General features: G+C 68.9%; 5 protein-coding genes, 1 tRNA gene and 2 rRNA genes. 1 reads left to right on the plus strand and 7 read right to left on the minus strand.

Going from position 1 to position 13,987, the window contains the following annotated elements:
* Positions 1-247: 247 nt before the first annotated feature.
* The 3 genes from G3I77_RS22520 to G3I77_RS22530 all read right to left on the minus strand — a co-directional run bounded on the left by G3I77_RS22520 (position 248) and on the right by G3I77_RS22530 (position 9,588).
* Positions 248-3,001 carry a DNA translocase FtsK gene (locus tag G3I77_RS22520; RefSeq protein WP_248506522.1) on the minus strand — a complete coding sequence of 918 codons (2,754 nt, stop codon included), beginning with the start codon at positions 2,999-3,001 and terminating at the stop codon, positions 248-250.
* A 127-nt stretch (positions 3,002-3,128) separates the two neighbouring features.
* Entirely contained in the window at positions 3,129-3,809 is a 681-nt protein-coding gene (locus G3I77_RS22525; RefSeq protein ID WP_107459878.1) for a two-component system response regulator, read from the minus strand.
* A gap of 307 nt (positions 3,810-4,116) precedes the next feature.
* Entirely contained in the window at positions 4,117-9,588 is a 5,472-nt protein-coding gene (locus tag G3I77_RS22530; RefSeq protein WP_248506524.1) for a HAMP domain-containing protein, read from the minus strand.
* 381 nt (positions 9,589-9,969) lie between these two features.
* On the opposite strand from G3I77_RS22530, the gene G3I77_RS22535 reads away from it, so the two are divergent.
* Positions 9,970-12,723 carry a SpoIIE family protein phosphatase gene (locus tag G3I77_RS22535; protein WP_248506526.1) on the plus strand — a complete coding sequence of 918 codons (2,754 nt, stop codon included), beginning with the start codon at positions 9,970-9,972 and terminating at the stop codon, positions 12,721-12,723.
* Between the two features lie 43 nt (positions 12,724-12,766).
* Here G3I77_RS22535 and G3I77_RS22540 read toward each other — a convergent pair.
* From G3I77_RS22540 to G3I77_RS22555, 4 genes are all read right to left on the minus strand, one after another.
* Positions 12,767-12,842 (minus strand) — tRNA-Thr (locus tag G3I77_RS22540).
* A gap of 74 nt (positions 12,843-12,916) precedes the next feature.
* A complete protein-coding gene (locus tag G3I77_RS22545; protein ID WP_248506550.1) occupies positions 12,917-13,579 on the minus strand; it encodes a DegT/DnrJ/EryC1/StrS family aminotransferase in 663 nt (220 codons plus the stop codon).
* A gap of 114 nt (positions 13,580-13,693) precedes the next feature.
* Positions 13,694-13,810, minus strand: a 5S ribosomal RNA gene (rrf, locus tag G3I77_RS22550).
* A 72-nt stretch (positions 13,811-13,882) separates the two neighbouring features.
* A 23S ribosomal RNA gene (locus tag G3I77_RS22555) occupies positions 13,883-13,987 on the minus strand; the annotation flags it as partial.

Below are 13,987 nucleotides of genomic sequence, written 5' to 3' on the forward strand. Positions count from 1 at the left end.
CGTGTAGCCGCCTGTGCTGGAAGTTCAGTCTAGGGGGGTACCAAAAGGTTGGGGCAACCGGGCGGTGTCACTTTGTACGCCATCGGAATGGCCCGACATTCCGATGGTGGGGTCGCGGCTTGTCGCTTCCCTCAACTTGACGTACGACGAAGGGAAACGGTTGCTCGATGATCCCTTACGGGTGAGTCACGATCCGGACACTCGATTGCCGTAACGCCCCGTGAGGCGATCACCGCGTCCCGTTTCCCTACCCTTCAGACTCCCCCCGGATCAGGGCGAGCACGCCATCCAGCTCATCAGGCTTCACAAGAACGTCACGAGCCTTCGAACCCTCGCTCGGTCCGACGATGTTCCGGGACTCCATCAGGTCCATCAGCCGGCCGGCCTTGGCGAAGCCGACGCGCAGCTTGCGCTGGAGCATGGACGTCGACCCGAACTGCGTGGAGACGACCAGCTCGGCGGCCTGGCACAGCAGGTCGAGGTCGTCGCCGATGTCCTCGTCGATCTCCTTCTTCTGCTTGGTGCCCACGACGACGTCGTCCCGGAAGACCGGCGTCATCTGGTCCTTGCAGTGCCGGACGACGCCCGCGATCTCCTCCTCGGTGACGAACGCGCCCTGCATACGGGTGGGCTTGTTGGCCCCCATGGGCAGGAACAGCCCGTCGCCCTTGCCGATGAGCTTCTCGGCGCCGGGCTGGTCGAGGATGACGCGCGAGTCGGCCAGCGAGGACGTGGCGAACGCCAGCCGCGACGGGACGTTCGCCTTGATCAGACCGGTGACGACGTCCACCGACGGCCGCTGCGTGGCGAGCACCAGGTGGATGCCGGCCGCACGCGCGAGCTGTGTGATGCGCACGATCGCGTCCTCGACGTCCCGCGGCGCGACCATCATCAGGTCGGCGAGCTCGTCGACGATGACCAGGAGGTACGGGTAGGGCTGGAGCTCGCGCTCGCTGCCCTCGGGCGGCTTGACCTTCCCCTCGCGCACCGCGCGGTTGAAGTCGTCGATGTGCCGGTAGCCGTACGCCGCCAGGTCGTCGTAGCGCAGGTCCATTTCCCGTACGACCCACTGGAGCGCCTCGGCGGCCCGCTTGGGGTTGGTGATGATCGGCGTGATCAGGTGCGGGATGCCCTCGTAGGCGGTCAGCTCGACGCGCTTGGGGTCGACCAGGATCATCCGGACGTCCTCGGGGGTCGCCCGCATCATGACCGAGGTGATCAGACAGTTGATGCAGGACGACTTGCCGGAGCCGGTGGCGCCGGCGACCAGCATGTGCGGCATCTTCGCCAGCGAGTGCATGACGTAGCCGCCCTCGACGTCCTTGCCGAAGGCGACCAGCATCGGGTCGTCGTCCTCGGCGGACTCCGCCAGACGGAGTACGTCTCCGAGGTTGACCATCTCCCGGTCGGTGTTGGGGATCTCGATGCCGACCGCGGACTTGCCCGGGATCGGGCTGATGATCCGCACGTCCGGGCTGGCGACGGCGTAGGCGATGTTCTTGGTCAGCGCCGTGATCCGCTCGACCTTCACGGCCGGGCCGAGCTCGACCTCGTAGCGCGTGACCGTCGGCCCGCGGGTGAAGCCGGTGACACTGGCGTCCACCTTGAACTCGGTGAAGACCGTCGTCAGCGACTCGACGATGAGGTCGTTGGCGGCGCTGCGGGCCTTGCCGGGGCCGCCGCGCTCCAGCAGGTCCAGCGACGGCAGGGAGTACGTGATGTCCCCGGAGAGCTGGAGCTGCTCCGCGCGCGGGGGCAGGTCGCGGGGTTCGGAGGGCGGGGCCTTGGTGAGGTCGCGGACACCCGCCTTCGGCTTCTGCGGCTCGGGCTCGTCCTGCCCGGTCTTGTCCTGCTTGCGCTTGTCCTGCTGGGGCCGGGCGGCCGGGACGGGCGTCGGCGTGGTCGCCTCCTGGTCCCCCACCCGTACGCCCTGGGTGAGGTCGGCGACGATCGGCGAGGGCGGCATGCCGTGCAGCACGGCGCCGTCGAGCGCGGCGGCCGCCGCCGCGGCGACGTCCACGGCGTCCCTGGGCCGGTCCATGTCGGGCTGCGGCACCGCCGAGCGCCGGGGACGGCCACGGCGCCGCGTGAGCGCCTCCTGCTCGGCACTGTCCGGGTCGTACGCCCCGGGCGCCGGCGCGCGCCTGCCGCGCGGTCGCGCGGGCAGCGCCTCGCGCCACTGCTCGTCGTAGCGCTCGTCGTCGTCGGCGAAACCGAACTCGTCCTCGGCCGGGTCGCGGACGATCCCGAGCCGCACCCCGAGCAGCCGCAGCCGCTGCGGAATGGCGTTGACCGGGGTGGCCGTGACGACCAGCAGCCCGAAGACCGTCAGCAGCACCAGCAGCGGTACGGCGAGCACGTCGCCCATGGCGTACGACAGCGGGGTCGCCATGGCCCAGCCGATGAGGCCGCCGGCGTCCCTTATCGCCTGCATGCCGGCGTCGCGGGCGGGCGAGCCGCACGCGATGTGGACCTGGCCGAGCACGCCGATGACGAGCGCGGACAGGCCGATGACGATGCGTCCGTTGGCCTCGGGCTTCTCCGGGTGGCGGATGAACCGCACGGCGATGACGGCGAGCAGTATGGGCACGAGCAGGTCGAGCCGGCCGAAGGCCCCGGTCACCAGGATCTCGACGAGGTCGCCCACGGGGCCCTTGAGATCGGCCCAGGTGCCCGCGGCGACGATCAGCGCGATGCCGAGCAGCAGCAGGGCGACACCGTCCTTGCGATGGGCCGGGTCGAGGTTCTTGGCGCCCTGCCCTATGCCGCGGAACACGGCGCCGACGGCGTGCGCCACGCCGAGCCACACGGCGCGCACGAGCCGGTAGATGCCACCGGTGGGGCTGGGGGCCGGTTTGGGCGCGACCTTCTTGGCCGCGGCCTTCCTGGCGGGCGCCTTCTTCGCGGGAGCCTTCTTGGCGGCGGCCTTCTTCGCCGGAGCCTTCGCGGCCGCCTTCTTCGCGGGCGGCGGCTTCTTGGCTGCGGAGGGACGTGAGGCCATGGGTGTGAGGTTACCGGTGGAGACGACAGGGGACACGCGTGTCTACTGCTTCACCCGTTCGTGTCGCTCCGGGAGAGGCACGAAATTGACGCGCGGTCACGGGCGGACAATCCCGCCTGCGTGCACGTCAGTTCTGCGAGGACACCGAGGAGGTGCTCCCGGTGCCCGGCTCCAGCGCGTCCAGCGCCCGCCGCAACCCCGTGAGCTTGCGCTCCAGATGAGCCGCCGTGGCCACCGCGGCGGCGTCCGTCGACTCGTCGTTGAGCTGTTTGGTCAGCGCTTCGGCCTGCTCCTCGACGGCCGCGAGCCGTGCGGAGAGCTCCGCGAGCAGCCCGGCCGATTCCTTGGCCTCGCCGCCCGCTTCCTTGCCGTTGCCCTCCAACTGGAGCCGCAGCAGCGACGCCTGCTCCCGCAGCTGGCAGTTCTTCATGTACAGCTCGACGAAGACGGAGACCTTCGCGCGCAGCACCCACGGGTCGAACGGCTTGGAGATGTAGTCCACGGCACCCGCCGCGTAACCCCGGAAGGTGTGGTGCGGGCCGTGGTTGATCGCCGTGAGGAAGATGATCGGGATGTCCCGGGTCCGCTCGCGGCGCTTGATGTGCGCGGCCGTCTCGAAGCCGTCCATGCCCGGCATCTGGACATCCAGCAGGATGACCGCGAAGTCGTCCGTGAGCAGCGCTTTGAGCGCTTCCTCCCCGGACGATGCCCGCACCAGCGTCTGATCGAGCGCAGAGAGGATCGCCTCCAGCGCCAGCAGATTCTCCGGCCGGTCATCGACCAGGAGGATCTTGGCCTTCTGCACCATGGCCCGCCCTCCTCGCCCCGGCGTGGGGCCTCCCCTGTCCGCAGGACCTGTGGAAGCACCGGTGGGTGCCGCCCCAGCGGACGACTCCCTTTCGCCGCCCGTCCTTGTGCCGGTCATCGTAGCCGCACCCCGCTCGTCGCCACACCCTGTCACCGCGATGTCACTGTGCACGTAGCAGAAACGCAGCAGGAGACCAGAAGGTTCCCCGGATCATGTACTTCTACACGACTATGCGCACACCGAGTCGGCAACTCCGCGTGAACACCGAACCTTCCCGTCATGGTCGCGCAACTGCCCAACGTTCCCCTCATTCCCCTCGCATCCACTGATCCATCACCGCCAGCAGGTGATCGGGGTCGACCGGCTTCGTCACGTAGTCGGAAGCGCCCGACTCGATCGCCTTCTCGCGGTCGCCCTTCATCGCCTTCGCGGTCAGGGCGATGATCGGCAGCCCGGCGAACTGCGGCATCCTGCGGATCGCCGTGGTCGTCGCGTACCCGTCCATCTCGGGCATCATGATGTCCATCAGCACGACCGCCACGTCGTCGTGCTGCTCCAGGACCTCGATGCCCTCGCGGCCGTTCTCCGCGTACAGCACGGACAGGCCGTGCTGCTCCAGGACGCTGGTCAGGGCGAAGACGTTGCGGATGTCGTCGTCGACGATCAGGACCTTCTGACCGCCGAACCGGATGCCGCGGTGCGGCCTCGGCGCCGGCTCCTGCTCGGCCGGCGTCCACTGCTCCAGCTGCGCGGGACGCGGCGGCAGCGCCGGCATCCTGCGGCGCCGCCGGAACAGAGCGGCCGGCCCGTTCTGCGTCTCGCGGTACGACGTCACCTCGGCCGGCGCATCGGCCTCCACGTCCGACCTTTCGGACGGTTCGGACGTCGACGCCACCAGGTCGCCGGCCTCCAGGGCGGGCAGCTGCTGCTGGTAGCCCTGCGGCGGCAGTTCGCTGGGGTGCAGCGGCAGATACAGCGTGAACGTCGAGCCACGGCTGGGCTCGCTCTGCGCGTGGATCTCACCGCCCAGCAGCTGCGCGATCTCCCGCGAGATGGACAGTCCGAGGCCCGTACCGCCGTACTTGCGGCTGGTGGTGCCGTCGGCCTGCTTGAACGCCTCGAAGATCACCCGCATCTTGCTCGACGCGATACCGATCCCCGTGTCGGTCACCGAGAACGCGATCAGCTCGGCGTCCGGATCGGTCAGCGACCCGGTCTCCAGCAGCTGCTCCCGGATCCTCTGCGGCACGTCGTCCCGCGCCGGCCTGATGACCAGCTCCACCGAACCGGAGTCGGTGAACTTCACCGCGTTCGACAACAGGTTGCGCAGCACCTGCAGCAGCCGCTGCTCGTCGGTGTGCAGCGTCGCGGGCAGCTCCGGCGAGACCCGCACCGACAGGTCCAGGCCCTTCTCCGCCGTCAGCGGCCGGAAGGTGGCCTCCACGTAGTCCACGAGCTGGACGAGCGCGATCCGCGTCGGGGAGACGTCCATCTTGCCCGCCTCGACCTTCGACAGGTCGAGGATGTCGTTGATGAGCTGGAGCAGGTCCGAACCGGCCCCGTGGATCGTCTCGGCGAACTCGACCTGCTTCGGGGAGAGGTTTCCCTCGGCGTTGTCCGCGAGCAGCTTGGCCAGGATCAGCAGCGAGTTGAGCGGCGTACGCAGTTCGTGCGACATGTTGGCGAGGAACTCGCTCTTGTAACGCATCGACACCGCGAGCTGCTCGGCGCGCTCCTCCAGGACCTGCCGAGCCTCCTCGATCTCGGTGTTCTTCACCTCGATGTCGCGGTTCTGCTGGGCCAGCAGCTCGGCCTTCTCCTCCAGTTCGGCGTTGGACGCCTGGAGGGCCTTCTGCCGCTGCTCCAACTCGGCCGACCGCTCACGCAGTTGCTCGGTCAGCTCCTGCGACTGCGCCAGCAGCAGCTCGGTCTTGGTGTTGACGGAGATGGTGTTGACGCTCGTCGCGATCATCTCGGCGATCTGGTTGAGGAAGTCCTTCTGGATCTGCGTGAACGGCGTGAAGGACGCCAGCTCGATGACCCCGAGCACCTTCCCCTCGAACAGCACCGGCAGCACGATCACCTGCGCGGGCGGCGCCTCACCGAGCCCCGAGGAGATCTTCAGGTAGCCGCTGGGCGCGTTCTCCACGAGGATCGTGCGCTTCTCCGTGGCGGCCGTCCCGATCAGCGCCTCACCGGGCTCGAACGACGTCGGCATGGAGCCCATCGAGTAGCCGTACGAGCCGAGCATGCGCAGCTCGTACTGGTCGTCGTCCGCGGCGCTCATGTCCTCGCCGTCGACGAGCGGCATCGCCAGGAAGAACGCGCCGTGCTGCGCGGAGACGACCGGCGTCAGCTCGCTCATGATCAGCGACGCCACGTCCTCGAGGTCGCGGCGGCCCTGCATCAGCGCGGAGATCCGGGCCAGGTTGCCCTTGAGCCAGTCCTGCTCCTTGTTGGCGATCGTGGTGTCGCGCAGGTTGGCGATCATCTTGTTGATGTAGTCCTGGAGTTCCTGGATCTCCCCGGACGCGTCCACGTCGATCTTCAGGTTCAGATCGCCGCGGGTCACCGCGGTCGCCACGCGCGCGATGGCACGCACCTGCCGGGTCAGGTTCCCGGCCATCTCGTTCACCGACTCGGTCAGGTCACGCCAGGTGCCGTCCACGTCACGCACGCGTGCCTGGCCGCCGAGCGCCCCTTCCGTGCCCACCTCGCGGGCGACCCGGGTGACCTCCTCCGCGAAGGACGACAGCTGGTCGACCATCGTGTTGATGGTCGTCTTCAGCTCCAGGATCTCGCCGCGCGCGTCGATGTCGATCTTCTTCGTCAGGTCACCCTTGGCGATGGCCGTGGTCACCATGGCGATGTTGCGCACCTGACCGGTCAGGTTGGACGCCATCTGGTTCACGGACTCGGTCAGGTCCTTCCACGTACCGGCCACACCGGGTACGTGCGCCTGGCCGCCGAGGATGCCGTCCGTGCCCACCTCACGGGCCACCTTGGTGACCTGCTCGGCGAACGAACTCAGCGTCTTCACCATCGTGTTGATGGTGTCGGCGAGCTGCGCGACCTCACCGCGCGCCTCGATGGTCACCTGCCGCGTCAGGTCACCGTTGGCGACCGCCGCCGAGACCTGGGAGATGTTGCGCACCTGAGTGGTGAGGTTCTTCGCCATCAGGTTGACGTTGTCGCTCAGGTCCTTCCAGATGCCCGTGACACCCGGCACGTGCGCCTGGCCGCCCAGGATGCCCTCGGTGCCCACCTCGCGGGCCACCCTGGTCACCTGCTCCGCGAAGGACGACAGCTGGTCCACCATCGTGTTGACGGTCGTGACCAGCTCGAGGATCTCGCCCTTGGCGTCGACGGTGATCTTCTTCGACAGATCGCCCCGGGCCACCGCGGTCGTGACCTCGGCGATGTTGCGCACCTGGATGGTCAGGTTGTTCGCCATGCCGTTCACGGACTGCGTGAGGTCCTTCCAGGTGCCGGAGACGCCCTGCACCTCGGCCTGACCGCCCAGGATGCCCTCCGTACCCACCTCACGGGCCACTCGCGTGACCTCTTCGGCGAACGACGACAGCTGGTCCACCATCGTGTTCAGGGTGTTCTTCAGCTCCAGGATCTCCCCGCGGGCGTCCACGGTGATCTTCTGGGACAGGTCACCCCGGGCCACGGCCGTGGCCACCTGGGCGATGTTGCGGACCTGGCCGGTCAGGTTGGACGCCATGCCGTTCACGGAGTCCGTCAGGTCGCGCCACACACCGGCCACGCCCGGCACCTGCGCCTGGCCGCCCAGGCGGCCGTCCGTGCCCACCTCGCGCGCGACCCGGGTCACCTGGTCGGCGAAGGCCGAGAGCTGGTCGACCATCGTGTTGATGGTGTTCTTCAGCTCCAGGATCTCGCCGCGCGCGTCGACGTCGATCTTCTGCGACAGGTCACCCCGGGCCACGGCCGTCGTCACCTGCGCGATGTTGCGTACCTGAGAAGTGAGGTTCCCGGCCATCGAGTTGACGGAGTCGGTGAGCTCCTTCCAGGTGCCCGAGACCCCGTCCACCCGGGCCTGACCGCCCAGGCGGCCCTCCGTGCCCACGTCCCGGGCCATCCGCGTCACCTGGTCGGCGAAGCTCGACAGCTGGTCCACCATCGTGTTCACGGTGTTCTTCAGCTTGAGCATCTCGCCGGAGACATCGACGGTGACCTTCTGCGACAGGTCGCCGTTGGCCACCGCCGTCGTCACCTGGGCGATGTTCCTCACCTGACCGGTGAGGTTCCGGAACGCCGTGTTGACGGAGTCCGTCAGGTCCTTCCACGTCCCCGCCGCGCCGGGCACCTGGGCCTGGCCGCCCAGTTCACCCTCGACACCGATCTCTCGCGCCACACGGGTCACTTCGGCACCGAAGGCGGACAGCTGGTCGACCATCGTGTTGACGGTGTTCTTCAGCTCGAGCATCTCGCCGGCCACGTCGACCGTGACCTTCTGCGACAGGTCGCCGTTGGCCACCGCCGTCGTCACCGCGGCGATGTCCCGCACCTGAGTGGTCAGATTCCGGAAGACCGTGTTCACCGAATCGGTGAGATCTTTCCACGTCCCCGCGGCGCCCGGTACGTTCGCCTGACCGCCCAGACGCCCCTCGGCCCCGACCTCGTTGGCCACACGCGTGACCTCGTCCGCGAAGATCCGCAGCGTCTCGGTCATCTGGTTGATCGTCTCGGCGAGCTGCGCGACCTCGCCCCGCGCCGGAACCGTCACCTTCCGCGACAGATCACCGTTGGCGACCGCGGTCGTCACCTCCGCGATCCCGCGCACCTGGGCCGTGAGGTTCCCGGCCATGGTGTTCACCGAATCGGTGAGTTCCTTCCACACACCCGCGACCCCGGGCACCTGAGCCTGACCGCCCAGCGCACCCTCGGTGCCCACCTCACGGGCCACCCGGGTCACCTCGGAGGAGAACGCCGACAGCTGGTCCACCATCGTGTTGACGGTGTTCTTCAGCTCCAGCATCTCGCCGGCCACCTGAACCGTGACCTTCCGGGACAGATCACCCTTGGCGACCGCCGTCGTCACCAGCGCGATGTCCCTCACCTGGGCCGTCAGCCGGTACGCCATCGTGTTGACGGAGTCCGTGAGGTCCCGCCATGAACCCGACATGCCCCGTACGCGAGCCTGCCCGCCCAGCTTGCCCTCGGTGCCCACCTCACTGGCCACACGCGTGACCTCGTCGGTGAACGTCGACAGCTGGTCGACCAGGTTGTTGACGGTCCGCCCGACCTTCAGGAACTCGCCCCGCAGCGGCTGACTGTTCCCGTCCGGCACCTGCGTCCGCAGCTCCATCCGCGGCGACAGATCACCCTCCGCCACCGCGGACAGCACCCGGCCGACCTCGGAAACCGGCCGCACCAGGTCGTCCACCAGGGCGTTCGAGTTGTCGATCGCGGTCGCCCAGGAGCCCTCGCAGGCACCCGTCTCCAGCCGCTCGGTGAGCTTGCCCTCGCGGCCCACCATCCGCCGCACCCGCGACAGCTCACCCGTCAGGTGCAGATTGCGGTCGGCCACCTCGTTGAAGACCGCCGCGATCTCGGCCATCACGCCGTCCCCGGACACCGTGAGCCGCTTGCGGAAGTTGCCGTCCCGCATCGACACCAGGGCCGCCATCAGCCGGTTCAGGGCCGCCGTGTCCACCTCGGTCGTGCCACTGCGCACCTTGCCCTGGTTGATCGGGGACTGTCCGCCTTTCGCGCGCGCCTTCTTGCCACGCGTCGCTGCGCCAGACTCCACTGTGTCCCTCCCGCAGGGGTCGACCGTCACTGCTGTGCTCGGGTACCACGCTCGGCGTACCAGTTACTACTGCGTATTCTCTGCCCTGCATACCAGGCCGTTCCCAGGGGGGCTGCTGCCCAAGGTCGGTGTCGGGCACACAGCCTGCCCGGACCTTCACAAGAAGCTTGCCCAGTGTTTCACCCTGGCCGAACCAGGCCATAACAGTTCGGCAGCTTCGCACATCGTCCGCACACCCTCCGGACGGAAACACTGCAGACCGGCATCCGCATGGACCGCGAAGGTAAGTAACCTTGCATCCGGCTGTCCAGCCGCGCCGGTCCGTCCGGCCTGGGCGGTGGCACGAAGACGAGCGGGCATCGGAGGGGCGGCCGCACACACATGACCACCGGACTGATCCCTGGGGGACAGCCCCCGGACCCCCGGCCGACGGGCAGCCTGCCGCAACAGCGGAGCGAGCCGGTCGGTCACGCAGCCCAGCACGTCGAGAACCGGTCGAGGAGTTCTGTGATCACCGCGCGCGCGGCCGCCAGTTTCGAGCCCGTCGGGCGATCTGTCGCGAGCGCCCGCTCCTTCGTTCGCGACACCCTCCAGGGCTGGGGCTTCGCCGACATCGTCGACGACGCCGTCGTTCTCACCAGCGAACTGGTGACCAACGCCGTGGTCCACGCCGGCACCTCCGCCGACGTGCTGTGCCTGCGCAGCGACGAGGGCGCACGCATCGAGGTGGCCGACCGCTACCCCGAACGCGAGATCCCCCTCCAGGGCACGGCCATCAACATGGGCAGCCCCGACCGCGAAGGCGGCCGCGGCCTCCAGCTGTGCGCGGCCCTCGCCGGCCGCTGGGGCGTCGAGTACACCCCCACCCACAAGACCGTCTGGTTCCAACTGGACCTGCCGGCCCGCACGGTGGGCACCCGCGCGGCCGGACCGGCCCTCCCCTCCGAGCTCCTCCCCCTCGCCGACGGCCGGGTCCGCGTGGCCGTCATCCAGATCGACCGCACCGGCCACATCTCCGCCTGGAACGAGGACGCCGAGGAACTCTTCGGCTACCCCGCCGAGCAGGTCACGGGCAAGCCCCTGACCGACCTCGCGGCCTGGCCGCACACCCCCGGCACCAGCACCGGCATCGCGGAGGCCCTCCGGCTCTCCCGCTGGGAAGGCAGCTACGGCATCCGCGCCGCCACCGGCCGCGTCACCCCCGTCTACGCCTCCCACCTGCGTGTCCGCGACACCGGCGGCGAACCGTCAACCGTGTGCCTCCTGGTACGGGACCACGAACGGGCAGTTCTGCAGACCCCTCTGCGCGTGCCCGCCTCCGACACCTCGACCGGCTCCGAGGGCCAGAGCACCGACCCCTTCGAGGTCTTCATCGGCTCCCCCGCCCCGGACGACCTCGACGGTCTCCTCCAGCGCACGGTCGAACGCGCCCGCGACATGCTCGACGGCGACTCGGCGTTCCTGCTGCTGGCCACCGACGACGAGACGGAACTGGAGGTTCGCGCCTCCACCGGCCTCCCCTCCGCCCGCCAGCGCTTCGCCCGCGTCCCCGTCGAAGCCGGGCCCGGCCGCTACGGCTCGGCCCGCATGCCCGCCGTCCACGACGACCTGACCGCGGTCCCCGGCGCGGTACCGCTGCTGAACGGCACCGGCATGCGCTCGGTCGTCACGGTCCCGCTGAAGGTCGAGGGCCGCCTCACCGGCTCTCTCGGCGTCGCCGCCGAAGCCCCCGCCAGATACTCCAACGAGGAGGCCCTGCGCCTCCAGTTCGCCGCCGACCGCATCGCCCTCGCCGTCGAATCGGCCCGCCTGGGCGAACTGGAACGCCTGCGCCGCGGCTCCCTCAGCTTCCTCGTCGAGGCGTCCGACCTGCTGGCCGGCACCCTGGACCGCGATCAGACCCTGGCCCTGATGGCCCAGATGACGGTCCCGACCCTCGCCACCTGGTGCGCCGTCTACACGATCGCCGACCAGGCCTCCGAGCCCTACCTCTCCTACGTCCTGCACGAGGACGAGGAACTCATCGACGGCATCAAGTCCCTGCTGTCGAAGGTCCCCCCGCCCGACCCGGTCCCCACCCCCGGCGCCCGCGTGTGGACGACACCCGCTGAGGTGGCCCACCAGGCGGCACTGCGCAGCTCCATGCGCAGCCTCGGCCTCAGCGGCAGCCCGACCCGCCAGATCACGACCGGCATCGGCCCCACCCTCGCCACGGCCTCCGCCGTCGGCGGCGAGACAGTGGTCCTCCCCCTGGTCGCCCGTAACCGTGTCATCGGCATGCTGACGCTCGGCAAGCCGACCGACGAGCACTTCCGCCAGGAGATCCTGGAACTGGCCGAGGACCTCTCCCGCCGGGCCGCCCTGGCCCTGGACAACGCCCGCCTCTACTCGGAGCGCACGGCGATCAGCCAGGCCCTTCAGCGCAGCCTCCTGCCCCCGGAGCTGCCCGTGATCGGCGGCGTCGAGGTCGAGGTCATCTACCGCGCCGCCGGCGAGGGCAACGAGGTCGGCGGCGACTTCTACGACGTCTTCCCCATCCGCGACGGCGCCTACGGTTTCGCCATCGGCGACGTCTGCGGCACGGGCCCGAACGCGGCAGCGGTCACGGGCCTGGCCCGTCACGCCCTGCGCCTTCTGGCCCGCGAGGGTCTCAGTGGCCCGACGGTCCTGGAGCGTCTCAACTCCGCCATCCTCGACGAAGGCGCCCGCAGTCGCTTCCTCACGCTCCTCTACGGCGAGATGCGCCCGCAGGAGGACGGCAGCGCGGAACTGAAGGTGGTGTGCGCCGGCCACCCCCTCCCGCTGCGCCTGCGCCAGGACGGCACGGTCGAACCGGCCGCGGAACCCCAGCCGCTCCTCGGCGTCATCGAGGACCTGGAGCTCTACGAGCAGACCGTCACCCTCGACCCGGGCGATGTCCTCCTGTGCGTCACGGACGGCGTCACCGAACGCCGAGAGGGTGCTCGCATGCTCGGCGACGACGGCCTCGCCGACGTCCTCACGACCTGCACGGGTCTGACGGCCGGCGCGGTCGCGGCCCGCATCATGCGCGCGGTGGAACGCTTCGCGTCGGACGCCCCTTCGGACGACATGGCGATCCTGGCGATGCGCGTCCCGGGCCTCCACAAGGACTAGGGAAACGCAAAAGGCCCCACCCGTGAGGGTGGGGCCTTTTTGGTGGAGCCCCCAAACGGAATCGAACCGTTGACCTTCTCCTTACCATGGAGACGCTCTACCGACTGAGCTATAGGGGCCTGTTGCTTTGCGAGGTCTCCCCCGCGGCAACGGAATAGATCATACCCCGAACAGACCCGTGCTCCCAACCACGTCAGAAGGCGGGCTGCAGCAGCCCTCCGAGGGCATTGCAGGCGGACACGACCCTCTGCATGTCCCGCTTGGTCAGTGACGCGTCCACGGGCAGCGCAAGGGTCTCGTCCGAAGCCCGCTCGGTCTCCGGAAGCGAAACACACCGCCGGAATTCGGGCAGCCTGTGCACGGGCGTCTTCACCGGCACCCGGCAATCAACTCCCCTGGCCCGCACCGCCCGCGCGAAGGCGTCCCGATCGGGTCGCCCATTGCCCGGAACCCGCACGACGTACTGCTGATAGGTGTGCCCGTCGCCGTCGTCCGGCGTCCGCACACCCCGCAGCTTGGCGTCGAGATAGGACGCCCGCTCCCTGCGCTGGGCTATCTCGTCGTACGGCGCCTCGGACTCCCCTTGCTCCAGCACCAGCAGTCCGTGCCGCTGTCCGAGGGCGTGCAGCCGCGCGATGTCCGCGAGCCGGCCGAAGCGGTGTACGACAACCACGGCCGCGGTCCGCGAGGTTACCGTCGCTTCCACAGCAGCGGCGTCGAGGCAGTAGCTGGCGGGGTCTATGTCGGCGAACACCGGCAGCGCCCCGGCCGTGGCCACGGCCTCGGCGACCTCGACGTTCCCGAAGGCCGGCACGACGACCTCGTCACCGAGTCCGACACCGGCGGCCCTGAGCATTGCAGCAGTACCCATGCTGTGAATGCTGGTTGCGCAACGTGAACTTCAAGTGACGCGGAACAAAAAAGGGTTGGACTCAGAACCGAAGTTCTGGGTCCAACCCTTTCAATGATTGTTCGGCGGCGTCCTACTCTCCCACAGGGTCCCCCCTGCAGTACCATCGGCGCTGTAAGGCTTAGCTTCCGGGTTCGGAATGTAACCGGGCGTTTCCCCTACGCTATAACCACCGAAACACTATGAAACTGACAACCGGCACTTTGGTTGTTCGTGGTTTCAGAACTAACACAGTGGACGCGAGCAACTGAGGACAAGCCCTCGGCCTATTAGTACCGGTCAACTCCACACGTTACCGTGCTTCCATATCCGGCCTATCAACCCAGTCGTCTACTGGGAGCCTTACCCTCTCAA

Source organism: Streptomyces sp. D2-8 (genome assembly GCF_023184515.1).
Classification (GTDB): Bacteria; Actinomycetota; Actinomycetes; order Streptomycetales; family Streptomycetaceae; genus Streptomyces.

Excerpts from the sequence above, each read along its gene's own strand:
- G3I77_RS22525 (WP_107459878.1), bottom strand. The coding sequence starts at position 3,809 with ATGGTGCAGAAGGCCAAGATCCTCCTGGTCGATGACCGGCCGGAGAAT.
- G3I77_RS22545 (WP_248506550.1), bottom strand. The coding sequence starts at position 13,579 with ATGCTCAGGGCCGCCGGTGTCGGACTCGGTGACGAGGTCGTCGTGCCG.
- G3I77_RS22535 (WP_248506526.1), top strand. The coding sequence starts at position 9,970 with ATGACCACCGGACTGATCCCTGGGGGACAGCCCCCGGACCCCCGGCCG.
- G3I77_RS22520 (WP_248506522.1), bottom strand. The coding sequence starts at position 3,001 with ATGGCCTCACGTCCCTCCGCAGCCAAGAAGCCGCCGCCCGCGAAGAAG.